Origin of the sequence: Bacillus amyloliquefaciens DSM 7 = ATCC 23350, from assembly GCF_000196735.1 — a bacterium.
GTDB lineage: Bacteria > Bacillota > Bacilli > Bacillales > Bacillaceae > Bacillus > Bacillus amyloliquefaciens.
This window is the reverse complement of the sequence record NC_014551.1, coordinates 139,219-162,500: the sequence shown is the minus strand read 5'-3', so window position 1 is coordinate 162,500 and position 23,282 is coordinate 139,219. Positions and strand designations below refer to the sequence as shown.

Sequence of the window (23,282 nt, the reverse complement as noted above, 5' to 3'; positions counted from 1 at the left end):
ACTTAGCACTCATCGTTTACGGCGTGGACTACCAGGGTATCTAATCCTGTTCGCTCCCCACGCTTTCGCTCCTCAGCGTCAGTTACAGACCAGAGAGTCGCCTTCGCCACTGGTGTTCCTCCACATCTCTACGCATTTCACCGCTACACGTGGAATTCCACTCTCCTCTTCTGCACTCAAGTTCCCCAGTTTCCAATGACCCTCCCCGGTTGAGCCGGGGGCTTTCACATCAGACTTAAGAAACCGCCTGCGAGCCCTTTACGCCCAATAATTCCGGACAACGCTTGCCACCTACGTATTACCGCGGCTGCTGGCACGTAGTTAGCCGTGGCTTTCTGGTTAGGTACCGTCAAGGTGCCGCCCTATTTGAACGGCACTTGTTCTTCCCTAACAACAGAGCTTTACGATCCGAAAACCTTCATCACTCACGCGGCGTTGCTCCGTCAGACTTTCGTCCATTGCGGAAGATTCCCTACTGCTGCCTCCCGTAGGAGTCTGGGCCGTGTCTCAGTCCCAGTGTGGCCGATCACCCTCTCAGGTCGGCTACGCATCGTCGCCTTGGTGAGCCGTTACCTCACCAACTAGCTAATGCGCCGCGGGTCCATCTGTAAGTGGTAGCCGAAGCCACCTTTTATGTTTGAACCATGCGGTTCAAACAAGCATCCGGTATTAGCCCCGGTTTCCCGGAGTTATCCCAGTCTTACAGGCAGGTTACCCACGTGTTACTCACCCGTCCGCCGCTAACATCAGGGAGCAAGCTCCCATCTGTCCGCTCGACTTGCATGTATTAGGCACGCCGCCAGCGTTCGTCCTGAGCCAGGATCAAACTCTCCGATAAAGTAGTTTGACTGACTACGCACATCGCTGTGCGATTTATTTAAAACTTTGAATTAACAGGTACGTTTTGTCTTGTTTAGTTTTCAAAGATCATTACTGCTTGTTGAAGCAGCTTTATTAGCTTACCACTCAGCTTCTTTTATGTCAACAACTTTTTCAAGTTGTTTTCGAAGCTTTTTCTTGTTGTCTGCTGTTCATCAGCGACGAATAATAATATACCATGCATTCGCTAAATATAGCAAGTGTTTTTTTCATTTTATTTAAAAACATAATTCGTTATATTCATATCCGCTGCGGCATAGGATGTAATCAAGCATGGACAAGATAAGGAGGCGTCATCAGTGAACCACTTCTACGTGTGGCACATCAAAAGGATAAAACAGCTGCTTATTATTATCATTGCCGCATTTGCAGCAGCCAGCTTATTTTATATACAGAGAGCCGTCCCTCTTCCTGTATTTTTAACGGATAACGGTCCGAAGGCGATTTCTAAAGGGGAGACGAAAGCAAACGAAGTCGCATTAACATTTGACATCAGCTGGGGCGATGAAAAAGCGGTTCCGATTCTGAACACGCTAAAAGCAAACGGCATAAAAAACGCCACTTTTTTTCTGTCAGCTTCTTGGGCGGAGCGGCACCCGGATACAGTGGAACGAATGATTAAAGACGGACATCAAATCGGAAGCATGGGATACGCGTATAAGAACTATACCAACCTAGAGGACCAAGACATTAAAAAGGATATCCTCCGGGCTCAGAACGCATTTAAAAAAATGGCTGTAAAGAATGTTCATTTACTCCGCCCGCCGACCGGACAATTTAATAAAAAGGTTCTTACCATTGCACAGCAGTACCACTATTCAGTGGTTCATTACAGCATTAACTCACACGATTGGACAAATCCCGGCCCTGATAAAATCATTGAAAATGTAAACAGTCATATAAAAGGCGGCGACATTGTCCTGCTGCACGCCTCTGATTCAGCAACACAAACGGAAGAAGCGCTCCCCGCCATCATTCACAATTTAAAGCAAAAGGGGCTTAAAAACGTGACTGTCGGTGATCTGATCGCAAATACTGACGTCAAATCATCAGAGGTGAAATAACTACCTCTGGGCAAACTTTGGCAGCATTAACAGCTGAAACGCATTGCAGCCCATCAGCGGGATCAGCATCAAATAAAGCCAGTCCTCATTATTCACTCTTAACGCAGGAACCCATTCAAGCGCTGTAATAACGACCATTAAAAATAATGATGAAATGAACGTATTTCTTGAGGACTGCTTTTGTTTTATATATGCCGTCAACAGGCCCACGGCGAGCAAAGCCAGCGGCAGCCAGACAAACCCTGCAATCGAGTCATCCCGCTCACCGAAAAATAAAAATCTGACGTACATTAAATCAAAAGCAACAAACAGAATGATAAACAGCTGAAGCAGATTCCAAAGCGAACTCGATCTGAGGATTTCAAGGGCAAACCGGTGCACCGTCAAAAACACGAAGAATCCCATTTGACTGATCACACTGAAAATCATGCCTACTCCGATAAACCAGATCAGAACGGAGAAAATCTGTCCGGCCTCAAAATTCAGAAAGAACCCCTTGTACTCCCCCCACTTCAGTGCAAATCCCACGACGCTTGTAATAAGAGCGCCCACAGCTAAAATCGAAAAGAAAAATCGAACAAGCCCGCGGCTTTTCATCTCTTATTCATCCCCCTGACAATCGCGTTCAGCGATATTTTGTTATGTATAAATCCATTCCGATGAATCATATTAAAAGTAAGAACAAGTAAGGAAGGAGCTTATGTATGTCAAAAGCCAAAACGCTATTGATAAGCTGTTTTGTTGTGTTATCTGTAACAGCTTGTGCTCCAAAAGACCAAGCAGCGGATATGGATTATGACCAGACTAAAAAAATGGTTGTCGATATATTAAAGACAGATGATGGAAAAAAAGCAATTAAGGAAATATTAAATGATGATGCGATGAATGAGGCATTGGTGATTGATCAAAACGCCATTAAAGGCACGATAGAGAAAACCCTCACCTCTAAAAAAGGGGCGGAGTTCTGGAAAACGATCTTTGAAGACTCAAAGTTCGCCGAAAGCTTTGCAAAAACACTTCAGCCCGAGCACGAAAAAATCATAAAAAAACTGATGAAAGACCCTGATTATCAGAAAAGTTTTATGCAGATCTTGCAGGACCCCGGCATGGATAAGAAATACTACGAGCTGGTGAAAAGCCAAAAATTCCGCAGTTACCTAGAAGATGTGATTACAGAGACACTTTCCAGCCCGCTTTTCAAAAAGCAATTTGAAGATGAACTGAAAAAAGCGGCTTCAAGCTCTGAAAAAGAAAGCCAATAAAAGGCCGGGCCGTATTGATCCCGGCCCCTTTTTTATTCAGCCGTTTTTTCAATGACTTTTTGGGCGATGCCCATATAAATTTCTCCGATCGGATGGCTTCTGTCGTAGACAGAAGGCGCAAACTGGTCTTTGTCCCAATCAGGCTGCTTTAAAGGAATTCTGCCGAGCAGCGGCACCTGCAATTCTTCCGCAAGCTTATCTCCTCCGCCTTGACCGAACACAAATTCTTTTTCACCGGTTTTTGCACTTTCATAGTAAGCCATGTTTTCAATGACCCCTACAACTTCATGATCGGTTTTAATTGCCATAGAACCCGCTCTCGCTGCTACAAATGCGGCTGTAGGGTGCGGCGTTGTTACGATAATCTCTTTACTGCTCGGAAGCATCGTGTGTACATCGAGCGCAACATCACCCGTGCCCGGCGGCAGATCGAGAACGATATAGTCAACCTCTCCCCAGTCAACTTCATGGAAGAAGTTGTTCAGCATCTTGCCAAGCATCGGTCCTCTCCAAACAACCGGAGCGTTTTCTTCCACGAAAAAGCCCATAGACATGACCTTTACTCCAAATCTTTCGACAGGAAGCAGTTTTTCTCCTTCTACTGTCGGACGAACAGTAATACCCATCATGTCAGGCACGCTGAAACCGTATATATCCGCATCGATCAGGCCGACTTTTTTGCCGAGCCGCGCAAGAGAAATGGCCAGATTGACGGAAACCGTTGATTTGCCGACACCGCCTTTTCCGCTTGCCACCGCCAGAAAGACCGGCGGATTTTTCCTATTCAGCAGGGTTTCGCTTTCAGGCGCCGGCTGGCTGAATTTCGCCAATGTCTCTTCAGGCAGCTCTTCAAACCGAAGGCCGACAGTTTCCGCTCCCGCTTCTTTCAGGACGGATACAATTTCCTGCTGAATGCCCATTTGTTCAGCCGTCCCCGTTTTTGCCAATGCAATTTTTACACTGACATGCCGTTTCTCCGGCTTGACCTTTACTTCCTTAACGGCATCCAATTCTCCCAGCGGTCTATGAAGAAAAGGTTCGCGCATTTTTCCGACTATATTTCTTACTTCATCTTCTCTTATCATCGAACCCTCACCCTTTGTGTATTCGTTTACAAATGGTATTATACCATATATTAATCATAGAATCGGCGAAAAACCCTCCTTACTCGGGAGGGTCTCCTTTCTCTGTGAAGTATCTCAATACGCCCTTATACACGGAAGATGCGATTTTATCCTGATATTTAGGCTGGCTGAGCCTTTTCGCTTCCGCGGGGTTGGACAAAAATCCGACCTCCACCAGTGCGCCCGGTTTGGTTACATTCTGCATTAAGTAAATGCCGTGTATCCGCTTCGCCTTTCTCGTTGTATTCTCCAAATTAATTCTCAATTCGTCCTGTATATATTTTGCCACTTTTTCATTCTCTTCGTATTTTCCATAGTAAAAGCTTTGGGCGCCGCTCCATTTCGGTGACGGTATGGCGTTCAAGTGAATGCTGATATAAAGCTCTGCTTCTGAACGGTTGATGATCTCCACGCGCTTTCTAAGATCTTCCGCTTTGCGTCTGCTGTAGCCTTTCATCCCTTCAGGCGCTAAGTCGGTATCCGTCTCCCGCGTCATGATGACCAAAGCCCCTTGCTCCTGCAAATAGTCTCTGACTCTGGAGGCCACTTCGAGCGTAATATCCTTTTCAAGGTGATTGCTTCCCGTGGCGCCGCCGTCCGGCCCGCCGTGTCCCGGATCGAGATAGATGATTTTTCCGCTCAGCGGCAGACTCCACGGCCGCCAGGAATCATCATTATGGAATTGAAACCGGAATAAACACAATAATATGATAAAGCCAAGTAAAAAACCGAGCCATTTCAGCTTATTTCTCATACCTTTCCCTCCCGCTTGTCCCCGTTATTAATAAGTATGGGACATGGGAAGAAATTATGATTACCTCATGCGGAGCTTACATTGTTTTTTCCGTTGCAGAAACCCTTCCGTCCACCAGCTGTTGATAAACCTGCATGACGCTTCGTAGATTTCTTTTTGTTCAACGGAAGAATATTGCTCATGCGTCCAGCTGCAAAGATATTCAAAAAAATCGACCGTCAGTTCTTCCTCCTCTTCGGACGAACGGGCGTTTGCCCTTTGCAAAGACTCACCGTAATAGCCAAAGACGCCGAACCGGCCGCCTAATAAATACGCTTCTATTGCAAAATCTATGCACCCTTCACTTAGAATGCCGTTTTCATCTTGGAGAAAGGGAAACAAAGGGGAAAGACATGCTTTTACGGATTGAATGATCTGCGTCAGTGACAGCTCCTTGAGTAAATTCTTCTCAAGTTCAAAATCCTTCTGCCGTTTCACGTCTGAAAAAGATAATACCTCTGCCATTGCCATTCACGCTCCTTTTTACTGTTATTTTGAAAGGAAAAAGGGAAAAGCATGCTTTGTTGATAGTGGAAATCCTCCCAAATGAAGGGGTTCCATGTTTAAAGGGCAGAGGCGGTGTTGTGAAAATGCTGTTACAGCACAGTCGGCAGGTGCTTGATGAGAGGCTGAGCGGAATCACAGACAAGCGCGACCCGCAAAAAAACAGCACCTCTGACGGGATGCTGTTTTTATATTTTAATGCTTCTTGTTACGGAGTATGTATTAATGTATTCATCCAGGACGAGGCCGCCCTTGTCCTCATAAAAGCCGGTGACCATGAAGCCCGCGTCAATCTGGCCCTTAATTTGATCCTCTAACGTATGGCCGAATTCCAGCGCTTCATTATTGTCAATGAGTTCCTTTACTTTTTTCTTACTGAGATCCTTTTCATCCGAAAACGGAATGGAATACTTTACTTTTAGGACGCCCTCCTGCTCTAAATCCATATCAAATAAAAACACGACGGGATTTACAAAACCGGAGACTAAAGATCCGCCTTTTTTTAATACGCGGTGGGCTTCTTTCCATACCGGGAGCACCGTATCAACAAAGCAATTCGATACTGGATGCACGATAAAATCAAATGACTCATCCTCAAAACAGCTCAGATCATTCATGCTGCCTTTGACAGTCCGGAGCGTAAGATCTTCCCGCTCAGCAACCATTCTGTCTTGCGCAAGCTGTTTTTCTGAATTGTCAAAGACGGTGACATCAGCTCCCGCAGCAGCCAGCACCGGGCCTTGCTGTCCCCCTCCTGAAGCGAGGCAAAGAACCTTCAGACCATCGATGGGCGGGAACCAATCCGCCGGTACGTCTTTTCCCGGAGTCATTCTGATGCTCCAACTGCCTTTTTTCGCTTTGCCAATCGTATGTGAATCAACCGCAACCGTCCACTCATTGCCAATTTCGACTTTTTTATCCCATGCTTTGCTGTTATGTATGGCTAACTTATTCATTATAACTGCGCTCCTTATTGTTAATGAATAGAGTATAACAAACAATTCTAGAAAAACATTGGATAACCTCTTGGATTTGAGAAAAAAATACAAAAAAACCACAACCAAGAAGTTGTGGTTTTTGCAATCCAAAACGATTAACGTTTTGAGAATTGAGGTGCACGACGAGCGCCTTTAAGACCGTATTTTTTACGTTCTTTCATACGAGCGTCACGAGTCAGAAGACCAGCACGTTTAAGTGTTGCACGGTATTCTGGATCTGCTTCAAGCAAAGCACGAGCGATACCATGACGGATTGCTCCAGCTTGACCAGATAAGCCGCCTCCATGTACGTTTACTAAAACATCATAAGTACCAGCTGTTTCAGTTAAAGTTAATGGTTGTTTGATATCTTCGATTAGAGCTGGCGATGGAATGTGCTCGCTGATTTCACGATTATTAACGACGATACGACCTTCTCCTGGAACTAAGCGCACGCGCGCTACAGAACTTTTACGACGGCCAGTACCGTAATATTGAACCTGTGCCAAATTGGTAACCTCCCTTTTAATTAACCGCGAAGTTCGTAAACTTCAGGCTGTTGTGCTTGGTGTGGATGCTCAGAACCACGGTATACGTTCAATTTCTTGAACATTTGACGACCTAGAGAACCTTTAGGAAGCATGCCTTTGATAGCAAGCTCAAGCATTTTCTCAGGGTAGTTTGTACGCATTTCAAGAGCAGTTCTTGATTTCAGACCGCCTGGGTGCATCGTGTGACGGTAGTAGATTTTATCAGTTAACTTTTTACCAGTTAACTCGATTTTTTCAGCGTTGATGATGATCACATGATCTCCAGTATCAACGTGCGGTGTGTAAGTTGGTTTGTGTTTTCCGCGAAGGATAGATGCAACTTCTGTAGAAAGACGTCCTAAAGTCTTGCCTGCTGCATCAACAACTAACCACTTGCGTTCAATAGTACTTGCGTTAGCCATAGGTGTTGTACGCATTTAATTCCCTCCTAAATGATCTGTCATTTTTTCATAAACTTCTGTTACGTTCTATTTCACAACACAATAAGTTCCGGGGCTTATCGTGGGGTTGAAATACATACCATATGATATCTTATAACTTTATGCAGACTCTGTCAAGAAAATGTTACACCTGGTTTAGTTGTCATAGCAAACGCTCCATAAATACAGCCCGTGCCCCGGTGCGGTGCGCCCCGCGGCTTCGCGATCCTTCGCTTCCAGCATTGCTTTTACGTCATCAGGAGAAAATTTTCCAGCCCCTGTGTCTAATAACGTTCCGGCAATGATTCTGACCATATTATAGAGAAATCCGTTTCCGGTAATCCGCATTTGCAGGCCGTCTCCGGTCTCAGTCCATTCCAGCTCGTAAATCGTTCTGACTTTATCCTGAACCGCGGTATCAACCGCACAAAAGCTTGTGAAATCATGTGTCCCGATGAGGTGCCTTGAAGCTTCCCTCATTTTCTGCACATTAAGCTGATATGCAAAATGGTAAGCGTAATGTCGTTTAAATACGTCCGGGTGTTTCTCCGTGTATACAAAGTAGCGATATTCCTTTTGGACTGCGCTAAATCGTGCATGGAACCCATCATCCGCAATCTCTGCTGTTTTGACGGCAATGTCATCAGGCAGCAGGGCATTGAGCGCAAACGGCCATTTCTCAGCCGGAATGGACAGCGGAGTATCAAAATGAATGACCTGTCCGGCAGCATGAACATCACTGTCAGTGCGGCCGGATGAGTAGACAGGCACTCTGCCGTCGGTTTTATGGATGACGGCCAGCGCCTTTTCCAGTTCACTTTGAACGGTCCGTTTTCCAGGCTGAACCTGATATCCGTTAAATAAATGCCCGTCATAAGCAATGGTACATTTCATTCTCATTGGGCAGCACCTCTAACTTCTTAAGAAAAACAATAATACGGCTAATACGATGATGAGCAGAATAGCTCCGGTATCCTTGCCGGTCCAGACAAGCTTTCTGTATTTCGTTCTCCCCTCACCGCCCTGGTAGCCTCTCGCCTCCATGGCGACCGCGAGCTCTTCCGCACGTTTAAAGGCGCTGACAAACAGGGGAACAAGCAGCGGAACGACCGCTTTTATTCTGTCTTTCACCGGGCCGCTTGTAAAGTCTGCACCCCTCGCCATTTGCGCCTTCATGATTTTATCCGTCTCTTCCATCAGCGTCGGAATAAAGCGCAGCGATATCGACATCATCAATGCGAGCTCGTGTACGGGCAGCTTCACCTTTTTAAATGGATGCAGGAGCTGCTCCATTCCATCCGTTATTTCAATCGGCGTTGTCGTAAGCGTCAGCAGCGTCGTCATAAAAATGAGGTAAACGAAACGGAGAGAGATAAAAATCCCCTGTACAAGTCCGCCCTCATAAACTTTAAACCAGCCAAGCCGAAAAATGACAGCACCCTCATGCGTCATGAAGATGTGCAGTAAAAACGTAAATGCCACAATCCAGATAATCGGCTTAAGCCCCTTCAGCAAAAAGCTGACCGGCACTCGCGTCAAGGCGATCACCCCGAATGTAAACAAACCGAGCAAAGCGTACGTCTGTACGTTGTTTGCCAAAAAAACGATACATACAAAAAGAAAAATGCTGACAAGTTTTGTTCGCGGGTCTAAGCGGTGAATAAGCGATGATCCGGGAACATACTTTCCGATAATCATGCTGTCCATCATTGGTCCTTATCCTCCTGAAAGAAAGCCTTAATTTCACTGGCGGCATCCTGCAGGGTGAGCATGGGTTTCTCATACTTGACTCCGAGAACCGCCTCAAGCCGTCTCTGAAACTTCACCGATTCAGGAAGATCCAGGCCCATTTCGGCCATCTCTTCACCTTTTGCAAACAAATCACTCGGACTCCCCGTCGCTTTAATCGTTCCTTTGTGCATGACGATCATCTCGTCGGCATAGCGGGCGGCGTCCTCCATGCTGTGCGTGACGAGAACGGTAGTCAGGTTTCCCCGCTGATGAAGCGCATAGAACATGTCCATAATGTCCTGGCGCCCTCTTGGATCAAGCCCGGCCGTCGGTTCATCTAAAACCAGTACTTCCGGCTCCATCGCAAGAACACCGGCGATCGCCACTCTGCGCATCTGCCCGCCGCTGAGCTCAAACGGCGACCGTTCCAAAATGTCTTCCGGAAGACCCACAAGCTCCAGCATCTCTTTCGCCTTCCGTTCAGCGTCTTCTTTTTTCACACCGAAGTTCATTGGTCCGAATGCGATGTCCTTCAGTACAGTCTCCTCAAACAGCTGATGTTCGGGAAATTGGAAAACGATTCCGACTTTTTTCCGCAAAGCCTTAAGATCTTTATTCTTTTTACCGGCTGCTAAAATCGTGCTGCCGAGCTCCAGCTGTCCTTTAGTAGGCCTCAGCAAACCGTTCAAATGCTGCAGGAGCGTCGATTTACCCGATCCTGTATGCCCGATGACGGCAACGTAGCTGCCCTCTTTGATCACGGCATTGATATCATACAGAGCAAGCCGTTCAAACGGTGTCTTTATTTGATAACGATGTTCTACATCTTTGATTTTAATGTCCACAGCTCATTCACCAGCCCTTCCTGAGTCAGATGGTTTTTCGATAACGCCAGTCCGCTTTCTTTCAAAAGCAGGCTGAGCTGGAATGAGAAAGGCAAATCAAGACCGATGCGAACCAAGTCTTCATTTAATTTAAAAATCTCTTCAGGCGGGCCCTCTGCATATTTCCTGCCGCCGTTCATTACAATGATCCTGTCCGCCCTTGCGGCTTCTTCCAAGTCATGTGTAATCGAAATGACGGTGGCCATGCCTTGATCTTTTAAGCGTCTGACAGTATCAAGGACTTCTTCTCTCCCGATCGGGTCAAGCATGGATGTCGCTTCATCCAAAATCATAATATCAGGACGCGCAGCAATAATCCCTGCGATCGCCACTCTTTGTTTTTGACCTCCGGAGAGATGGTGCGGCTCTTGATCAAGAAAATCCTGCATATTGACTTGTTTGACAGCCCAATCTACTCTCTCAATCATTTCTTCGCGCGGAACACCATTGTTTTCTAAACCAAAAGCCACATCATCGCGAACCGTTGTTCCGACAAATTGGTTATCGGGATTCTGAAAGACCATCCCTATTTTTTTTCGCACATCCCAAACAGTATCTTCAGTCAGTTTCATGCCGCCGACTTCAATATCTCCGGCCTCAGGCAAAATCAGTCCGTTCAGCGCTCTGGCCAAAGTCGACTTCCCTGAACCGTTGTGACCTACGATAGCAAGCCATTCTCCTTCGTATACCTCCAGACTTACACCGTCCAGCGCCGGCCTTTCTGCATCTTTGCGGTATCGGAATAAGATGTCTTTTACGGATATAAGCTGTTTTTGATCCACGGGCGCCTGACCTCCTCTCAGCTATAGCTCTGCTTTTCTGTCTCATGATAAAAAGTTCTGGTATCTAAAAAAAGGGCATAGATCCAGTTAGAAACTGTCCCGCCCTTCTTTAGATACACAAAAATATGTGATTAAACCAATTCGATGATTGCCATTGGTGCACCGTCACCACGGCGAGGACCAAGCTTCATAATACGTGTGTATCCGCCTTGGCGCTCCTCGTAACGAGTTGCAATGTCAGAGAATAATTTTTGAAGTGCATCTTGGTTATTTTCTTCATTAGCAACCTCGTTGCGAATGTATGCAGCAGCTTGACGACGAGCATGCAAGTCACCGCGTTTACCAAGAGTGATCATCTTTTCAACAACAGAGCGAAGTTCTTTCGCACGTGTTTCAGTTGTTTCGATTCTTTCGTTGATGATCAAATCTGTTGTAAGATCACGAAGCATAGCTTTACGCTGTGAACTCGTACGTCCTAGTTTTCTGTATGACATGTGATGTCCCCTCCTTTAATGGAATGCTGTTTCTAATTAAAAAACACACGAAAATCCTAGTTCACATGGAAACTAGATCAATCGTCTTTGCGAAGGCCGAGTCCAAGTTCTTCAAGTTTCGCTTTCACTTCTTCAAGTGATTTGCGTCCCAAGTTGCGAACTTTCATCATATCTTCTTCCGTCTTGTTCGCAAGTTCTTGAACCGTGTTAATGCCCGCACGCTTCAAGCAGTTGTAAGAACGGACAGAAAGATCAAGTTCCTCAATCGTCATTTCAAGAACTTTTTCTTTTTGATCCTCTTCTTTTTCAACCATGATTTCAGCATGCTGAGCTTCGTCAGTTAAACCAACGAATATATTAAGGTGTTCAGTTAAAATCTTTGAACCAAGAGCAATTGCTTCCTTCGGTCCAGTGCTTCCGTCAGTCCAAACATCAAGTGTAAGTTTGTCATAGTTTGCAACCTGGCCTACACGAGTGTTTTCCACCTGATAAGATAAACGGGAAACTGGCGTAAAGATTGAATCGATCGGAATCACGCCGATTGGCTGATCGTCTCTTTTGTTCGAATCAGCAGGAGTATACCCACGTCCTCTTTGTGCAGTAAGGCGAACTCGGAAACTCGCATTCTCACCAAGAGTCGCGATATGAAGATCCGGATTAAGGATTTCAACATCGCTGTCGTGTGTAATGTCAGCTGCTGTGACAGTTCCTTCACCCTGTACATCAATTTCAAGCGTCTTCTCTTCATCAGAGTAGATTTTCAATGCAAGCTTTTTAATGTGCAAGATTATCGTTGTAACATCTTCCACAACGCCTTCGATTGTCGAGAATTCGTGCAGTACACCATCTATCTGGATCGATGTTACAGCGGCACCAGGGAGTGAGGATAAGAGGATACGACGTAAGGAGTTACCCAGAGTTGTACCATATCCACGCTCAAGCGGCTCTACGACAAACTTACCAAATTTGGCATCGTCGCTGATTTCAACCGTTTCGATTTTTGGTTTTTCAATCTCGATCATTACTTAAAACCCTCCTTCAAAACGTCGAAACCTCGAATAGAATCATATGAGATTCCATCCGAAATTCCCCATTGTTTAGTCCCGTATGTGCTCAGGCAACGAGTCGGTGCATTAGTTTCATAAATAACTGTATCATAACCCATTATTGACAGGGACACAAATCTATACAAACAAATTACACGCGGCGACGTTTTGGTGGACGGCATCCATTATGAGGAACAGGAGTTACGTCTCTGATAGCTGTAACTTCAAGTCCGGCAGCTTGTAAAGCACGGATTGCAGCTTCACGGCCAGAACCTGGTCCTTTAACAGTTACTTCAAGAGTTTTAAGTCCGTGTTCGATTGAACCTTTAGCAGCTGTTTCAGCAGCCATTTGCGCAGCAAAAGGAGTAGATTTACGAGAACCTCTGAATCCTAGAGCTCCGGCACTTGACCAAGAAATAGCATTACCATGAGTATCAGTGATCGTAACGATCGTGTTGTTGAAAGTTGAACGAATATGAGCGATTCCTGACTCAATATTCTTTTTCACGCGACGTTTACGCGTGTTTTGTTTACGAGCAGCAGCCATTGTTTAGGTACCTCCCTTACTTATTTTTTCTTGTTAGCTACAGTACGACGCGGACCTTTACGAGTACGCGCATTGTTTTTAGAGTTTTGTCCGCGAACAGGCAAACCTCTGCGATGGCGGATTCCGCGGTAGCTTCCGATTTCGATCAGACGCTTGATGTTAAGAGAAACTTCACGGCGAAGGTCACCTTCTACTTTCAGTTTGTCAATAACATCACGGATTTTACCAAGTTCTTCTTCAGTAAGATCACGCACACGAGTATCTTCAGAAACACCAGCCTCTTTCAAGACTTGCTGAGCCGTTGTGCGGCCAATTCCGAAGACATATGTTAAAGAAATAACAACACGTTTGTCACGTGGGATATCTACACCAGCAATACGAGCCATTCTCTGGGCACCTCCTTATTAATTATCCTTGTTTTTGTTTATGCTTTGGATTTTCACAGATCACCATTACTTTTCCTTTTCTGCGGATAACTTTACATTTCTCGCAGATTGGTTTAACTGATGGTCTCACTTTCATGTGTTTCCAACCTCCTTCAGTTTCCGGAGTGCTTTATTTGTAACGGTACGTAATCCTGCCACGAGTTAAGTCATATGGAGATAATTCTACCGTAACTTTGTCTCCAGGTAAAATGCGAATGAAGTGCATGCGGATTTTACCAGATACGTGAGCCAAAACCGTATGGCCATTCTCGAGTTCAACTTTGAACATCGCGTTTGGCAGTGTTTCGACTATCGTACCTTCCACTTCAATTACATCGTCTTTCGCCATTCAAGTGTTCTCCCTTCTTCAAATCAGTAACTTGCTCTCTGACAAATTTCAAAAGAGAAAATCTCAGTTATCCGTTTGTCACACGCCCTGTTTCGTTTATACTGTTCTGAACTTCCGGAGATACGCAATCATAAAGGGTAAATGATTGATATTCTTTTTCTAAGGAGAATGAAATGTACGCTTTTCTCCGTCTGCTTTAGTACATGATGAAGAATCTTCATTCCGATGACAGCAGCTAGCCGGTTTTTCCTCCGACCAATTGTACTTCTACAATCTGCCCAGGTGCGGAATGAAAAACATGTGTCATGGAATTCATTTCATCATCTAGACTTTTGTCAGTATATCAAAACCCGTTTCCGTAATCGCAATCGTATGTTCAAAATGAGCACACTTTTTCCCATCTACCGTTACAACCGTCCAGTTATCAGTCAATGTTTTCACATACCGGCTGCCAGCGTTAACCATCGGTTCTATAGCGAGAACCATACCAGGCTTCAGCCTAGGTCCTTTGTTTGGCGGACCGTAATGAGGAATTTGCGGATCCTCATGCAAGTCTTGACCAACACCATGTCCGACATACTCCCTAACAACTGAAAACTGCTCATTTTCGACATACGTTTGTATTGCGTGGGAAATATTCGACAAACGTTCACCTGGTTTTGCTTCCTTCAAGCCTTTATATAAAGACTCCTCTGTCACTTCCAGCAGTCGTTTATCATCATCACTGATGTTTCCTACCGGATATGTCCAAGCAGAGTCACCATGATAACCATTTAATTTAGCACCGATATCAATGCTGATAATGTCACCGTCGCGCAAAACCCTTTTGCCGGGAATTCCGTGAACGAGTTCTTCATTAACTGATACACAGATGCTCCCGCGAAACCCATTATACCCCTTAAAAGATGGGATTGCACCCTGCTTCTCAATAAAACGTTCGGCAATTTGATCCAATTCTTTTGTCGAGATTCCTGGTTTAATGTGCTTTTTCAACTCTTCATGAGTCAAAGCCACGATTCGCCCTGCTTCCCGCATGATGCTAAGCTCACGAGGGGTCTTACAGATAATCATTTGCTCAATCCTCCAAGAAGCTCCTTCACATCTTTGTACACGTCATTAATGTCCTGCTGGCCATTGACGTTGACAAGATATCCTTTCTCGGAATAAAAATCGAGTAAAGGCTGAGTCTGCTTCATGTTGACCTCAAGCCGTTTTGAGACGGTTTCCTCATTATCATCTGCCCGTTGATAAAGGTCTCCTCCGTCTTTATCACAAACACCCGGCGTTTTCGGCGGATTGAAAACCAAATGATAGGTTGTGCCGCAAACACTGCAAATTCTGCGTCCAGTCAAACGTTCCATTAAAGAGTCTTTGTCTACTTTAATGTTAATGACATAATCAATCGGCTTGCCGTATTCCTCAAGAATGTCTTCAAGAGCTTCAGCCTGAGCGACTGTTCGCGGAAATCCGTCCAGAAGAAAACCTCTTTCACAATCATCTTTGCCGAGTCTTTCTTTGACAATGCCGATTGTGACTTCGTCCGGTACGAGCTCGCCTTTATCAATATAAGACTTTGCTTCGAGTCCAAGTGGTGTTTCTTCTTTCATAGCAACACGGAACATATCTCCCGTTGAGATATGAGGTATCCCATAATCCTCAACAATTCGTTCTCCCTGTGTGCCTTTACCGGCTCCAGGAAGTCCCATTAAGACTAAGTTCATTCGGATTTCCCCCGTCCTCTCTTATTTAGAGGAATGGTTAAAACCAGTCCTCTAATTTTTCATAAATCCTCGGTAATTACGTTTCACTAACTGGCTCTCCAGCTGCTTCATTGTCTCCAAGGCTACCCCGACGACAATTAACAAAGATGTTCCGCCAATCTGTGCACTTTGAGGCAATCCAGCGAATTGAATGAAAAAGATAGGAAGAATGGAAATCACGGCTAAGAATATAGAACCCACAAACGTAAGTCGATACAAAATGCTCGTAATTCTATCTTGAGTCATTTTCCCTGGACGAACCCCCGGGATATAGCCACCCTGTTTTTTAAGGTTATCAGCCATTTGTTCAGGGTTTACCTGCACAAAAGCATAGAAGTACGTAAAGGCGATAATTAATGCGACATAAACCGTCATGCCCACCGGATGTGTATTGTCAAAGTTGGCTTGAATCCACTTTGTCACATCGTTTGTTCCGAAAAATGACGCGATCGTACGCGGCGTAATAAGAAACGCAACAGCAAAGATTACCGGAATAACCCCTGCAGGATTCACTTTAAGCGGAAGGTGAGTTGACTGGCCTCCGCCAACAGGTGAACGACCTTGCCCTTTTGCATATTGAATCGCGATTTTGCGTACGGCCTGCTGAATGAAAATAACACCAACAATAACGGCTAAAATCGCAATCACCAGTAAGGCGATTTTTACAATATGAATAAACAGCTGATCGCTGCTGCCGACAAATTGAGTCTCATAAATCTGCCCAACAGTTTTCGGAATACTAGCCACAATCCCCGCGAAGATGATGATCGAAATTCCGTTACCTACTCCATTGGAAGTAATTTGTTCTCCCAGCCACATTAAAAAAGCAGTTCCTCCAGTGAGTACTAAAGCAATAATCAGATATGTCGATATGCCGGATTTTTCAATCAGCATACCGTTTGCCAGGTTGTTAAACCCGTATGACATACCTAACGCCTGGATAAAACCAAGCACAATCGTAAAATATCTCGTGAACTGAGCTAATTTACGGCGGCCGACTTCACCTTGCTTAGACCACTCAGTAAACTTCGGAACAACATCCATCTGAAGCAGCTGAATGATGATCGAAGCGGTGATGTAAGGCGTAATTCCCATCGCGAAGATAGAGAACTGATAAAGCGCACCGCCGCCAAATGTATTAAGGAGATCAAAAACCCCCATCGAACTTTGTGTCTGTAACGCCTGAGCATTAACATATGGCACAGGGATAAACGCACCTATGCGAAAGACGATAAGCATGAGTAATGTAAAAATGATTTTATTCCGAATATCACTCACACGCATAAAGTTGGAGATTGTCTTAAACAAGTTAGATCACCTCAGCTGTACCGCCAGCAGCTTCAACAGCTTCTTTCGCAGAAGCAGAGAATTTATTGGCTTTTACAGTTAATTTTTTCTCTAATTTACCGTTGCCAAGAATCTTTACTCCTGCATTAAGTTTGCTAATAACACCAGTCTCAAGAAGAAGTTCAGGAGTGACTTCCGTTCCTTCCGCAAAACCGTTCAATTTGTCTACATTCACAATCGCGTATTCCTTACGGTTGATGTTTGTAAAACCGCGTTTAGGAAGACGTTGGAATAAAGGCATTTGTCCCCCCTCGAATCCAGGGCGTACACCGCCGCCAGAACGAGCGTTTTGACCTTTGTGACCTTTACCAGCTGTTTTACCGTTACCAGAACCAATACCACGACCTACGCGATTGCGCACTTTGCGTGAACCTTCTGAAGGCTTTAATTCATGAAGTTTCATTAGGACACCTCCTTAGCCTATAGTTTATTTTTATTGTTCTTTAACAGAAACTAGATGAGATACTTTATTAATCATACCGCGGATCGCAGCGTTATCTTCATGAACGACAGTTTGGTTCGTTTTCTTTAAACCAAGTGTTCTTACAGTAACGCGCTGATCTTCCGGGCGACCGATTACACTGCGTTTGAGGGTAATTTCTAATTTAGCCATTAATGTTCCCTCCTTATCCTAACAGTTCTTCTACAGATTTTCCACGAAGCTTCGCAACCTCTTCGGCACGTTTAAGCTCACTTAAACCTTGAAGTGTTGCACGGATCATGTTGATCGGTGTGTTAGAACCTAAAGACTTAGAAAGGATATCAGCAACGCCAGCAAGCTCAAGTACCGCACGTACAGGGCCTCCAGCGATAACTCCAGTACCTTCAGAAGCAGGTTTCAACAAGATATTGCCTGCACCGAAACGTCCGATGATTTCGTGTGGAATCGTAGTTCCAACCATTGGTACTTCAATCAAATTCTTTTTCGCATCTTCAACAGCTTTGCGGATTGCTTCAGGTACTTCTTGTGCTTTACCAGTACCGAAACCTACGTGACCGTTTTTGTCACCGACAACGACTAGAGCTGCGAAACGGAAACGACGACCACCTTTAACAACTTTCGCTACGCGGTTAACCGTAACTAAGCGTTCTTCTAACTCTAATTTGCTTGGGTCAATACGACGCATAATCATGTGTCCCTCCTTTTTTTATTAAAATTTCAGTCCGGCTTCACGAGCTGCATCGGCCAGAGCTTTTACACGTCCATGGTATAAGTATCCGCCGCGGTCAAATACTACGTCAGAAACACCTTTCTCAGAAGCGCGTTTCGCAACGAGTTCACCGACTTTAGCAGCAGCAGCGCTGTCACCAGTGCTTTCCACGTTCAAATCTTTGTCGAGAGTAGAGGCACTAACAAGTGTAACGCCATTTACATCATCGATGATTTGAGCATAAATGTGTTTGTTTGAACGGAACACATTCAGACGAGGTCTTTCAGCTGTGCCTGAAAGTTTAGCACGAACACGAGCATGTCTTTTTTGACGAGCAGCATTTTTGCTAGTTTTCGTAATCATCCTAGGTCACTCCTTTCTTCACTTTAAGCGGTCTTACTTAGCAGATTTACCTTCTTTACGGCGAACAACTTCACCTTCGTAGCGAATTCCTTTACCTTTGTAAGGCTCTGGAGAACGTACAGCGCGGATGTTAGCAGCGATAGCTCCTACACGCTCTTTGTCTGTACCTTTTACAACTACTTTTGTTTGAGAAGGAACTTCAATTTCGATGCCCTCTTCAGGAACGATTTCAACAGGGTGAGAGTATCCAACGTTTAAAACAAGTTTGTTTCCGGATTTAGACGCACGGTAACCGACACCGACTAATTCCAAACCTCTTTCAAATCCTTTAGATACGCCTTCAACCATGTTTCCAAGCAGACTGCGAGTCGTACCATGCAACGCACGGTGCTCTTTATGATCAGAAGGACGAGTGACTGTAAGCACGTTGTCCTCAATTTTGATTTCCATATCAGGATGGAAAGTACGAGTTAATTCTCCTTTTGCTCCTTTCACAGCTACAGTGTTGCCTTCGTTCAGCGTTACTGTAACTTCAGAAGGGATCTCAAGCAGTTTCTTACCTACACGAGACATACTAAAACACCTCCATTCTTTGTTAAACTTCTTACCAAACGTATGCTAGAACTTCTCCACCAGCTTGTTTTGCACGGGCTTCTTTGTCCGTTAAAACACCTTGTGATGTAGAAATAATCGCGATTCCAAGACCGTTAAGTACGCGAGGTACTTCATTTGATTTAGCGTATACACGCAAACCTGGTTTGCTGATTCTTTTAAGACCAGTGATAACGCGCTCGTTGTTTTGTCCGTATTTCAAGAAAACGCGGATGATACCTTGTTTGCTGTCTTCTACGAACTCAACGTCACGAATGAAACCTTCACGCTTTAAAATGTCAGCAATTTCTCTTTTCAATTTAGAAGCAGGAATTTCAAGCTTCTCATGACGTACCATGTTTGCATTACGAATACGAGTCAGCATATCTGCAATTGGATCTGTCATAACCATTATATAATTACCTCCTTCCCTTTCTTGGGGATTACCAGCTGGCTTTTTTCACGCCAGGAATTTGTCCTTTATATGCAAGCTCACGGAAACAAATACGGCAAAGTTTAAATTTACGAATGACTGAGTGCGGACGTCCGCAGCGTTCACAGCGAGTGTACTCTTGCACTTTAAACTTTGGTGTACGTTGTTGTTTCGCAATCATTGACTTTTTAGCCACGATTTCGCCTCCCTTTCATTGATTATTTCTGGAACGGCATACCTACTAGAGTTAATAGCTCACGAGCCTCTTCGTCAGAGTTAGCAGTCGTTACGATAACGATGTCCATTCCGCGAACCTTTGTTACTTTATCGTAGTCAATTTCAGGGAAGATTAACTGTTCTTTGATACCGAGAGTGTAGTTTCCTCGACCGTCGAAAGATTTCTTAGAAATCCCGCGGAAGTCACGTACACGCGGTAAAGATACAGAAATAAGTTTATCAAGGAAATCATACATGCGCTCTCCGCGAAGAGTTACTTTCGCACCGATAGGCATTCCCTCACGAAGACGGAATCCAGCAATTGATTTCTTCGCACGAGTAACGACAGGTTTTTGACCTGCGATAAACGTTAATTCTTCAACAGCACTGTCGATTGCTTTCGCGTTTTGAACAGCATCACCAACACCCATGTTGATTACGATTTTTTCGATTTTCGGCACCTGCATAACAGAGTCGTAGTTGAACTTCGTCATTAAAGCAGGTGAAATTTCTTTATTGTACTTTTCTTTAAGGCGGTTCATGAGATAGACCTCCCTTCCTTTAAATACTATTTATCTAAAACTTGCCCAGATTTTTTAGCAATACGAACTTTTTTGCCATCTTCCACTTTGTATCCTACGCGAGTCACTTCACCTGTTTTAGGATCGAGCGGCATAACGTTTGATACATGAATTGGCGCCTCTTGATTAGAAATACCGCCTTGAGGGTTTGCTTGAGTCGGTTTAGAGTGTTTCTTCACCATGTTTACGCCCTCAACTAGAACGCGGTCCTTTTTAGGGAAAGCAGCAAGGATCGTACCTTGTTTGCCTTTATCTTTACCAGAGATAACCATTACTTTATCGCCTTTTTTCACATGCATCCTGATCGCACCTCCTTGAGTAAGGCATTTATTTCATTAGATAACTTCTGGAGCCAGAGAAACAATTTTCATGAAGTTGTTTTCACGTAATTCACGAGCAACCGGTCCGAAGATACGAGTTCCACGCGGGCTCTTGTCGTCACGGATGATAACACATGCATTCTCATCGAAGCTGATGTATGATCCGTCAGATCTGCGTGCTCCGCTTTTTGTACGAACGATAACAGCTCTTACGACTTCACCTTTTTTGACAACGCCTCCTGGTGTTGCTTGTTTAACCGTGCAAACAATTACATCACCAATGTTAGCCGTTTTACGTCCAGAACCGCCAAGAACTTTAATAGTAAGTACCTCACGCGCACCGGAGTTGTCAGCAACTTTTAAACGAGTCTCTTGTTGAATCATTATTTGTTACCTCCCTTCGGAAAAAAGAATTCCGAACTTTATTAGATAATAACAGCTTCTTCGACAACTTCAACTAGACGAAAACGCTTAGTTGCAGATAATGGACGAGTTTCCATGACCTTTACGATGTCTCCGATTTTAGCTTGGTTATTCTCATCATGTGCTTTTAATTTCTTTGAGTATTTTACGCGCTTACCGTAGATAGGATCCTTTTTGTATGTTTCAACAACAACAGTGATGGTTTTATCCATTTTGTCAGAAACAACACGGCCTTGGTAAACTTTGCGCTGGTTACGTTCGCTCATGCTCACGACCTCCCCTCAGTGATTATTTGTTAGCAGCAATTTCTCTTTCACGAATCACAGTTTTCATGCGCGCGATAGCTTTGCGCACTTCACGAATGCGAGCAGTATTTTCAAGTTGTCCTGTCGCTAATTGAAAGCGAAGATTGAAAAGTTCTTCTTTAAGAGACTTTACTTTTTGTTCAATTTCAGCAGTGGTAAGGTCACGAATTTCATTAGCTTTCATTTGATTCACCACCAATTTCTTCACGTTTTACGAACTTCGTTTTAATTGGCAATTTGTGAGATGCAAGACGAAGCGCTTCACGAGCTACCTCTTCAGACACACCAGAAATTTCAAATAAAACTTTGCCCGGTTTTACAACAGCTACCCAGCCTTCAGGAGCCCCTTTACCGGAACCCATCCGTACCTCAAGCGGTTTAGCAGTGTAAGGTTTTGAAGGGAAAATTTTAATCCAAACTTTACCGCCACGTTTCATGTAACGAGTCATCGCAATACGTGCAGCTTCGATTTGGCGGTTTGTGATCCAAGAAGCTTCAAGAGCCTGGATACCGTACTCACCAAAATGTACTTCAGTACCGCCTTTAGCGCGACCGCGCATTTTTCCGCGATGCTCTCTGCGATATTTAACGCGTTTTGGTAATAACATATTATTTTCCTCCTTCCTCAGTTTTCTTCTTAGTAGGAAGAACCTCTCCACGATAGATCCAGACTTTTACACCAAGCTTACCGTAAGTTGTGTCAGCTTCAGATGTTGCATAGTCGATGTCAGCACGTAAAGTGTGCAATGGAACAGTTCCTTCACTGTAGTATTCAGAACGAGCGATGTCAGCTCCGCCAAGACGGCCGGAAACCATTGTTTTCACACCTTGTGCTCCAGCACGCATAGTGCGTTGGATTTGTTGTTTCTGCGCACGGCGGAAAGAAATACGGTTTTCTAGTTGACGAGCGATGTTATCAGCTACAAGCTGAGCATCAAGATCTGCTCTTTTGATTTCAAGAATGTTAATGTGTACACGCTTGCCAGTAAGGCTGTTAAGGGCTTTACGAAGTGCTTCAACTTCAGAACCGCCTTTACCGATTACCATACCAGGCTTAGCAGTGTGGATCGTAATGTTAACGCGGTTTGCTGCGCGCTCGATTTCTACTTTAGAAACAGAAGCGTCAGAAAGGCGTTTGCTAATGAATTCACGAATTTTTAAATCTTCGTGCAGGAAGTCAGCGTAATCTTTACCAGCGTACCACTTAGATTCCCAATCACGAATGACTCCGATACGAAGACCGACTGGATTTACCTTTTGACCCACTACTTATCCCTCCTTCTTTTCTGATACAACGATTGTAATGTGGCTCGTACGTTTGTTGATTTGGCTCGCACGTCCCATAGCACGCGGGCGGAATCTTTTTAACGTTGGGCCTTCGTCAACAAATGCCTGAGAAATAACCAGATTGTTAGCGTCCATCTCGTAGTTGTGCTCAGCATTTGCGATAGCAGATTTTAAAACTTTTTCGATGATTGGAGAAGCAGCTCTCGGAGTTAGGTTCAAGATAGATACTGCTTCGCCTACTTGCTTACCTCGAATCAGGTCCATTACTAGACGTGCTTTACGAGGAGCAATACGGACTGTTCTTGCAACAGCTTTAGCTTGCATTTAAAAGCCTCCTCTCTTAGCGTCTTGTTTTTTTATCGTCACTGGCGTGGCCTTTGTAAGTACGAGTCGGTGCGAATTCGCCCAACTTGTGGCCTACCATGTCTTCAGAAATGAATACAGGCACGTGTTTACGTCCGTCATAGACTGCGATTGTGTGACCGATAAATTGTGGGAAAATAGTTGAACGGCGAGACCAAGTTTTTACAACTTGTTTCTTGTCCGTTTCATTTAATTTCTCGATTTTTGTCATCAAGTGTCCATCGACAAATGGTCCTTTTTTCAAGCTGCGAGCCATTTTGGAACCTCCCTTCGTGATTGCACTACGGTCCGAAAAGAACCGTAGACAACCC

General features: G+C 44.6%; 38 protein-coding genes, 1 rRNA gene and 1 pseudogene (1 of these 40 running past the window's edge). 2 read left to right on the top strand and 38 right to left on the bottom strand.

Features of this window, described 5'->3' with window-relative positions:
• Positions 1 to 838 (bottom strand): 16S ribosomal RNA (locus tag BAMF_RS21150) (it extends 712 nt beyond the left edge of the window).
• A 340-nt stretch (positions 839 to 1,178) separates the two neighbouring features.
• Between BAMF_RS21150 and pdaB the strand changes: the two genes are divergently transcribed.
• The gene (gene pdaB, locus BAMF_RS21145; RefSeq protein WP_013350831.1) at positions 1,179 to 1,943 is read left to right on the top strand and encodes a polysaccharide deacetylase family sporulation protein PdaB; all 765 of its coding nucleotides are present in this window, start codon (positions 1,179 to 1,181) and stop codon (positions 1,941 to 1,943) included.
• Here pdaB and kbaA read toward each other — a convergent pair whose 3' ends face one another.
• Positions 1,944 to 2,540 (bottom strand): KinB-signaling pathway activation protein, encoded by a 597-nt coding sequence (gene kbaA, locus BAMF_RS21140; RefSeq protein WP_013350830.1) that lies wholly within the window; start codon positions 2,538 to 2,540, stop codon positions 1,944 to 1,946. It abuts the gene before it with no gap.
• Between the two features lie 107 nt (positions 2,541 to 2,647).
• Here kbaA and gerD point away from each other — a divergent pair, with 107 nt between their 5' ends.
• On the top strand, positions 2,648 to 3,205 hold the full coding sequence (gene gerD / locus BAMF_RS21135) for a spore germination lipoprotein GerD (protein WP_013350829.1): 558 nt from the start codon (positions 2,648 to 2,650) through the stop codon (positions 3,203 to 3,205).
• A gap of 32 nt (positions 3,206 to 3,237) precedes the next feature.
• Here the strand turns inward: gerD and BAMF_RS21130 are convergent, their stop codons facing one another.
• The 36 genes and pseudogenes from BAMF_RS21130 to rpsS form a co-directional block, all read right to left on the bottom strand.
• Positions 3,238 to 4,290 carry an Mrp/NBP35 family ATP-binding protein gene (locus tag BAMF_RS21130; RefSeq protein ID WP_013350828.1) on the bottom strand — a complete coding sequence of 351 codons (1,053 nt, stop codon included), beginning with the start codon at positions 4,288 to 4,290 and terminating at the stop codon, positions 3,238 to 3,240.
• A gap of 79 nt (positions 4,291 to 4,369) precedes the next feature.
• A complete protein-coding gene (gene cwlD / locus BAMF_RS21125; protein WP_013350827.1) occupies positions 4,370 to 5,083 on the bottom strand; it encodes an N-acetylmuramoyl-L-alanine amidase CwlD in 714 nt (237 codons plus the stop codon).
• 60 nt (positions 5,084 to 5,143) lie between these two features.
• Positions 5,144 to 5,587 carry a DUF2521 family protein gene (locus BAMF_RS21120; protein WP_014469623.1) on the bottom strand — a complete coding sequence of 148 codons (444 nt, stop codon included), beginning with the start codon at positions 5,585 to 5,587 and terminating at the stop codon, positions 5,144 to 5,146.
• 227 nt (positions 5,588 to 5,814) lie between these two features.
• Positions 5,815 to 6,582 (bottom strand): class I SAM-dependent methyltransferase, encoded by a 768-nt coding sequence (locus BAMF_RS21115; protein WP_013350825.1) that lies wholly within the window; start codon positions 6,580 to 6,582, stop codon positions 5,815 to 5,817.
• A 137-nt stretch (positions 6,583 to 6,719) separates the two neighbouring features.
• Positions 6,720 to 7,112, bottom strand: coding sequence for a 30S ribosomal protein S9 (gene rpsI / locus BAMF_RS21110; RefSeq protein ID WP_003225846.1), 393 nt, complete (start codon positions 7,110 to 7,112; stop codon positions 6,720 to 6,722).
• A gap of 20 nt (positions 7,113 to 7,132) precedes the next feature.
• A complete protein-coding gene (rplM, locus tag BAMF_RS21105; protein WP_013350824.1) occupies positions 7,133 to 7,570 on the bottom strand; it encodes a 50S ribosomal protein L13 in 438 nt (145 codons plus the stop codon).
• A 159-nt stretch (positions 7,571 to 7,729) separates the two neighbouring features.
• Positions 7,730 to 8,473, bottom strand: coding sequence for a tRNA pseudouridine(38-40) synthase TruA (gene truA, locus BAMF_RS21100; protein WP_013350823.1), 744 nt, complete (start codon positions 8,471 to 8,473; stop codon positions 7,730 to 7,732).
• A gap of 12 nt (positions 8,474 to 8,485) precedes the next feature.
• Positions 8,486 to 9,283, bottom strand: a complete 798-nt coding sequence (locus tag BAMF_RS21095; protein WP_013350822.1) for an energy-coupling factor transporter transmembrane component T family protein — start codon at positions 9,281 to 9,283, stop codon at positions 8,486 to 8,488.
• Positions 9,280 to 10,149 carry an energy-coupling factor ABC transporter ATP-binding protein gene (locus BAMF_RS21090; protein WP_013350821.1) on the bottom strand — a complete coding sequence of 290 codons (870 nt, stop codon included), beginning with the start codon at positions 10,147 to 10,149 and terminating at the stop codon, positions 9,280 to 9,282. The genes BAMF_RS21095 and BAMF_RS21090 overlap by 4 nt, the downstream gene beginning before the upstream one ends.
• Positions 10,125 to 10,970 carry an energy-coupling factor ABC transporter ATP-binding protein gene (locus tag BAMF_RS21085; RefSeq protein ID WP_013350820.1) on the bottom strand — a complete coding sequence of 282 codons (846 nt, stop codon included), beginning with the start codon at positions 10,968 to 10,970 and terminating at the stop codon, positions 10,125 to 10,127. Before BAMF_RS21085 ends, BAMF_RS21090 begins: the two co-directional genes overlap by 25 nt.
• Positions 10,971 to 11,101: 131 nt before the next feature.
• The gene (rplQ, locus tag BAMF_RS21080) at positions 11,102 to 11,464 is read right to left on the bottom strand and encodes a 50S ribosomal protein L17 (RefSeq protein ID WP_003156550.1); all 363 of its coding nucleotides are present in this window, start codon (positions 11,462 to 11,464) and stop codon (positions 11,102 to 11,104) included.
• Between the two features lie 77 nt (positions 11,465 to 11,541).
• A complete protein-coding gene (locus BAMF_RS21075) occupies positions 11,542 to 12,486 on the bottom strand; it encodes a DNA-directed RNA polymerase subunit alpha (protein ID WP_003156549.1) in 945 nt (314 codons plus the stop codon).
• 175 nt (positions 12,487 to 12,661) lie between these two features.
• Positions 12,662 to 13,057, bottom strand: a complete 396-nt coding sequence (gene rpsK, locus BAMF_RS21070; RefSeq protein ID WP_003156547.1) for a 30S ribosomal protein S11 — start codon at positions 13,055 to 13,057, stop codon at positions 12,662 to 12,664.
• A 20-nt stretch (positions 13,058 to 13,077) separates the two neighbouring features.
• On the bottom strand, positions 13,078 to 13,443 hold the full coding sequence (rpsM, locus tag BAMF_RS21065; protein ID WP_003156545.1) for a 30S ribosomal protein S13: 366 nt from the start codon (positions 13,441 to 13,443) through the stop codon (positions 13,078 to 13,080).
• Between the two features lie 22 nt (positions 13,444 to 13,465).
• Positions 13,466 to 13,579 (bottom strand): 50S ribosomal protein L36, encoded by a 114-nt coding sequence (gene rpmJ / locus BAMF_RS21060; protein WP_003156543.1) that lies wholly within the window; start codon positions 13,577 to 13,579, stop codon positions 13,466 to 13,468.
• A gap of 33 nt (positions 13,580 to 13,612) precedes the next feature.
• Complete coding sequence (gene infA, locus BAMF_RS21055) at positions 13,613 to 13,831, bottom strand: translation initiation factor IF-1 (RefSeq protein WP_003156508.1); 219 nt, start codon at positions 13,829 to 13,831, stop codon at positions 13,613 to 13,615.
• Positions 13,809 to 14,091 (bottom strand): annotated as a pseudogene (locus BAMF_RS41695) (KOW domain-containing RNA-binding protein). The gene infA and the pseudogene BAMF_RS41695 overlap by 23 nt, the downstream one beginning before the upstream one ends.
• A gap of 64 nt (positions 14,092 to 14,155) precedes the next feature.
• Positions 14,156 to 14,902, bottom strand: coding sequence for a type I methionyl aminopeptidase (map, locus tag BAMF_RS21050; RefSeq protein ID WP_013350819.1), 747 nt, complete (start codon positions 14,900 to 14,902; stop codon positions 14,156 to 14,158).
• Complete coding sequence (locus BAMF_RS21045) at positions 14,899 to 15,552, bottom strand: adenylate kinase (RefSeq protein ID WP_013350818.1); 654 nt, start codon at positions 15,550 to 15,552, stop codon at positions 14,899 to 14,901. Before BAMF_RS21045 ends, map begins: the two co-directional genes overlap by 4 nt.
• A 51-nt stretch (positions 15,553 to 15,603) precedes the next feature.
• Positions 15,604 to 16,899, bottom strand: coding sequence for a preprotein translocase subunit SecY (gene secY / locus BAMF_RS21040; protein ID WP_013350817.1), 1,296 nt, complete (start codon positions 16,897 to 16,899; stop codon positions 15,604 to 15,606).
• A 1-nt stretch (position 16,900) separates the two neighbouring features.
• Positions 16,901 to 17,341 (bottom strand): 50S ribosomal protein L15, encoded by a 441-nt coding sequence (rplO, locus tag BAMF_RS21035; RefSeq protein ID WP_003156499.1) that lies wholly within the window; start codon positions 17,339 to 17,341, stop codon positions 16,901 to 16,903.
• Positions 17,342 to 17,371: 30 nt separating this feature from the next.
• Positions 17,372 to 17,551, bottom strand: coding sequence for a 50S ribosomal protein L30 (gene rpmD / locus BAMF_RS21030; RefSeq protein ID WP_003156497.1), 180 nt, complete (start codon positions 17,549 to 17,551; stop codon positions 17,372 to 17,374).
• 13 nt (positions 17,552 to 17,564) lie between these two features.
• Positions 17,565 to 18,065: a 30S ribosomal protein S5 gene (rpsE, locus tag BAMF_RS21025; RefSeq protein WP_003156493.1), complete on the bottom strand. Its 501-nt coding sequence runs from the start codon at positions 18,063 to 18,065 to the stop codon at positions 17,565 to 17,567.
• 24 nt (positions 18,066 to 18,089) lie between these two features.
• On the bottom strand, positions 18,090 to 18,452 hold the full coding sequence (gene rplR, locus BAMF_RS21020; RefSeq protein WP_013350816.1) for a 50S ribosomal protein L18: 363 nt from the start codon (positions 18,450 to 18,452) through the stop codon (positions 18,090 to 18,092).
• Between the two features lie 33 nt (positions 18,453 to 18,485).
• The gene (gene rplF, locus BAMF_RS21015; protein WP_013350815.1) at positions 18,486 to 19,025 is read right to left on the bottom strand and encodes a 50S ribosomal protein L6; all 540 of its coding nucleotides are present in this window, start codon (positions 19,023 to 19,025) and stop codon (positions 18,486 to 18,488) included.
• A 31-nt stretch (positions 19,026 to 19,056) separates the two neighbouring features.
• Positions 19,057 to 19,455: a 30S ribosomal protein S8 gene (rpsH, locus tag BAMF_RS21010; protein WP_003156489.1), complete on the bottom strand. Its 399-nt coding sequence runs from the start codon at positions 19,453 to 19,455 to the stop codon at positions 19,057 to 19,059.
• A 31-nt stretch (positions 19,456 to 19,486) separates the two neighbouring features.
• Complete coding sequence (gene rpsN, locus BAMF_RS40490; RefSeq protein ID WP_003156488.1) at positions 19,487 to 19,672, bottom strand: 30S ribosomal protein S14; 186 nt, start codon at positions 19,670 to 19,672, stop codon at positions 19,487 to 19,489.
• Between the two features lie 22 nt (positions 19,673 to 19,694).
• The gene (gene rplE / locus BAMF_RS21005; RefSeq protein WP_013350814.1) at positions 19,695 to 20,234 is read right to left on the bottom strand and encodes a 50S ribosomal protein L5; all 540 of its coding nucleotides are present in this window, start codon (positions 20,232 to 20,234) and stop codon (positions 19,695 to 19,697) included.
• Positions 20,235 to 20,260: 26 nt separating this feature from the next.
• Positions 20,261 to 20,572, bottom strand: coding sequence for a 50S ribosomal protein L24 (gene rplX / locus BAMF_RS21000; RefSeq protein WP_013350813.1), 312 nt, complete (start codon positions 20,570 to 20,572; stop codon positions 20,261 to 20,263).
• A gap of 36 nt (positions 20,573 to 20,608) precedes the next feature.
• Positions 20,609 to 20,977 (bottom strand): 50S ribosomal protein L14, encoded by a 369-nt coding sequence (rplN, locus tag BAMF_RS20995; protein WP_003156485.1) that lies wholly within the window; start codon positions 20,975 to 20,977, stop codon positions 20,609 to 20,611.
• A gap of 41 nt (positions 20,978 to 21,018) precedes the next feature.
• On the bottom strand, positions 21,019 to 21,282 hold the full coding sequence (gene rpsQ, locus BAMF_RS20990) for a 30S ribosomal protein S17 (protein WP_013350812.1): 264 nt from the start codon (positions 21,280 to 21,282) through the stop codon (positions 21,019 to 21,021).
• 22 nt (positions 21,283 to 21,304) lie between these two features.
• The gene (rpmC, locus tag BAMF_RS20985) at positions 21,305 to 21,505 is read right to left on the bottom strand and encodes a 50S ribosomal protein L29 (protein WP_003156482.1); all 201 of its coding nucleotides are present in this window, start codon (positions 21,503 to 21,505) and stop codon (positions 21,305 to 21,307) included.
• A complete protein-coding gene (gene rplP / locus BAMF_RS20980; RefSeq protein WP_003156478.1) occupies positions 21,495 to 21,929 on the bottom strand; it encodes a 50S ribosomal protein L16 in 435 nt (144 codons plus the stop codon). The genes rpmC and rplP overlap by 11 nt, the downstream gene beginning before the upstream one ends.
• 1 nt (position 21,930) lies before the next feature.
• Entirely contained in the window at positions 21,931 to 22,587 is a 657-nt protein-coding gene (rpsC, locus tag BAMF_RS20975; protein WP_003156476.1) for a 30S ribosomal protein S3, read from the bottom strand.
• Positions 22,588 to 22,590: 3 nt separating this feature from the next.
• Entirely contained in the window at positions 22,591 to 22,932 is a 342-nt protein-coding gene (rplV, locus tag BAMF_RS20970; RefSeq protein WP_003156475.1) for a 50S ribosomal protein L22, read from the bottom strand.
• A gap of 16 nt (positions 22,933 to 22,948) precedes the next feature.
• Positions 22,949 to 23,227 carry a 30S ribosomal protein S19 gene (gene rpsS, locus BAMF_RS20965; protein ID WP_003156472.1) on the bottom strand — a complete coding sequence of 93 codons (279 nt, stop codon included), beginning with the start codon at positions 23,225 to 23,227 and terminating at the stop codon, positions 22,949 to 22,951.
• Positions 23,228 to 23,282 lie beyond the last annotated feature (55 nt).

Excerpts from the sequence above, each read along its gene's own strand:
- rpsE (WP_003156493.1), bottom strand. The coding sequence starts at position 18,065 with ATGCGTCGTATTGACCCAAGCAAATTAGAGTTAGAAGAACGCTTAGTT.
- rpsM (WP_003156545.1), bottom strand. The coding sequence starts at position 13,443 with ATGGCTCGTATTGCTGGTGTAGATATCCCACGTGACAAACGTGTTGTT.
- cwlD (WP_013350827.1), bottom strand. The coding sequence starts at position 5,083 with ATGAGAAATAAGCTGAAATGGCTCGGTTTTTTACTTGGCTTTATCATA.
- truA (WP_013350823.1), bottom strand. The coding sequence starts at position 8,473 with ATGAGAATGAAATGTACCATTGCTTATGACGGGCATTTATTTAACGGA.
- BAMF_RS21130 (WP_013350828.1), bottom strand. The coding sequence starts at position 4,290 with ATGATAAGAGAAGATGAAGTAAGAAATATAGTCGGAAAAATGCGCGAA.
- rplO (WP_003156499.1), bottom strand. The coding sequence starts at position 17,341 with ATGAAACTTCATGAATTAAAGCCTTCAGAAGGTTCACGCAAAGTGCGC.
- rpsS (WP_003156472.1), bottom strand. The coding sequence starts at position 23,227 with ATGGCTCGCAGCTTGAAAAAAGGACCATTTGTCGATGGACACTTGATG.
- rpmJ (WP_003156543.1), bottom strand. The coding sequence starts at position 13,579 with ATGAAAGTGAGACCATCAGTTAAACCAATCTGCGAGAAATGTAAAGTT.
- rpmC (WP_003156482.1), bottom strand. The coding sequence starts at position 21,505 with ATGAAAGCTAATGAAATTCGTGACCTTACCACTGCTGAAATTGAACAA.
- rplF (WP_013350815.1), bottom strand. The coding sequence starts at position 19,025 with ATGTCTCGTGTAGGTAAGAAACTGCTTGAGATCCCTTCTGAAGTTACA.
- infA (WP_003156508.1), bottom strand. The coding sequence starts at position 13,831 with ATGGCGAAAGACGATGTAATTGAAGTGGAAGGTACGATAGTCGAAACA.
- rplR (WP_013350816.1), bottom strand. The coding sequence starts at position 18,452 with ATGATTACGAAAACTAGCAAAAATGCTGCTCGTCAAAAAAGACATGCT.
- BAMF_RS21115 (WP_013350825.1), bottom strand. The coding sequence starts at position 6,582 with ATGAATAAGTTAGCCATACATAACAGCAAAGCATGGGATAAAAAAGTC.
- BAMF_RS21075 (WP_003156549.1), bottom strand. The coding sequence starts at position 12,486 with ATGATCGAGATTGAAAAACCAAAAATCGAAACGGTTGAAATCAGCGAC.
- rpsH (WP_003156489.1), bottom strand. The coding sequence starts at position 19,455 with ATGGTTATGACAGATCCAATTGCAGATATGCTGACTCGTATTCGTAAT.
- rpsK (WP_003156547.1), bottom strand. The coding sequence starts at position 13,057 with ATGGCTGCTGCTCGTAAACAAAACACGCGTAAACGTCGCGTGAAAAAG.
- BAMF_RS21095 (WP_013350822.1), bottom strand. The coding sequence starts at position 9,283 with ATGATGGACAGCATGATTATCGGAAAGTATGTTCCCGGATCATCGCTT.
- kbaA (WP_013350830.1), bottom strand. The coding sequence starts at position 2,540 with ATGAAAAGCCGCGGGCTTGTTCGATTTTTCTTTTCGATTTTAGCTGTG.
- map (WP_013350819.1), bottom strand. The coding sequence starts at position 14,902 with ATGATTATCTGTAAGACCCCTCGTGAGCTTAGCATCATGCGGGAAGCA.
- rplV (WP_003156475.1), bottom strand. The coding sequence starts at position 22,932 with ATGCAAGCTAAAGCTGTTGCAAGAACAGTCCGTATTGCTCCTCGTAAA.
- rplQ (WP_003156550.1), bottom strand. The coding sequence starts at position 11,464 with ATGTCATACAGAAAACTAGGACGTACGAGTTCACAGCGTAAAGCTATG.
- rplE (WP_013350814.1), bottom strand. The coding sequence starts at position 20,234 with ATGAACCGCCTTAAAGAAAAGTACAATAAAGAAATTTCACCTGCTTTA.
- rpmD (WP_003156497.1), bottom strand. The coding sequence starts at position 17,551 with ATGGCTAAATTAGAAATTACCCTCAAACGCAGTGTAATCGGTCGCCCG.
- rplM (WP_013350824.1), bottom strand. The coding sequence starts at position 7,570 with ATGCGTACAACACCTATGGCTAACGCAAGTACTATTGAACGCAAGTGG.
- rplN (WP_003156485.1), bottom strand. The coding sequence starts at position 20,977 with ATGATTCAACAAGAGACTCGTTTAAAAGTTGCTGACAACTCCGGTGCG.
- rplP (WP_003156478.1), bottom strand. The coding sequence starts at position 21,929 with ATGTTATTACCAAAACGCGTTAAATATCGCAGAGAGCATCGCGGAAAA.
- BAMF_RS21045 (WP_013350818.1), bottom strand. The coding sequence starts at position 15,552 with ATGAACTTAGTCTTAATGGGACTTCCTGGAGCCGGTAAAGGCACACAG.
- rplX (WP_013350813.1), bottom strand. The coding sequence starts at position 20,572 with ATGCATGTGAAAAAAGGCGATAAAGTAATGGTTATCTCTGGTAAAGAT.
- BAMF_RS21120 (WP_014469623.1), bottom strand. The coding sequence starts at position 5,587 with ATGGCAGAGGTATTATCTTTTTCAGACGTGAAACGGCAGAAGGATTTT.
- rpsQ (WP_013350812.1), bottom strand. The coding sequence starts at position 21,282 with ATGAGCGAACGTAACCAGCGCAAAGTTTACCAAGGCCGTGTTGTTTCT.
- gerD (WP_013350829.1), top strand. The coding sequence starts at position 2,648 with ATGTCAAAAGCCAAAACGCTATTGATAAGCTGTTTTGTTGTGTTATCT.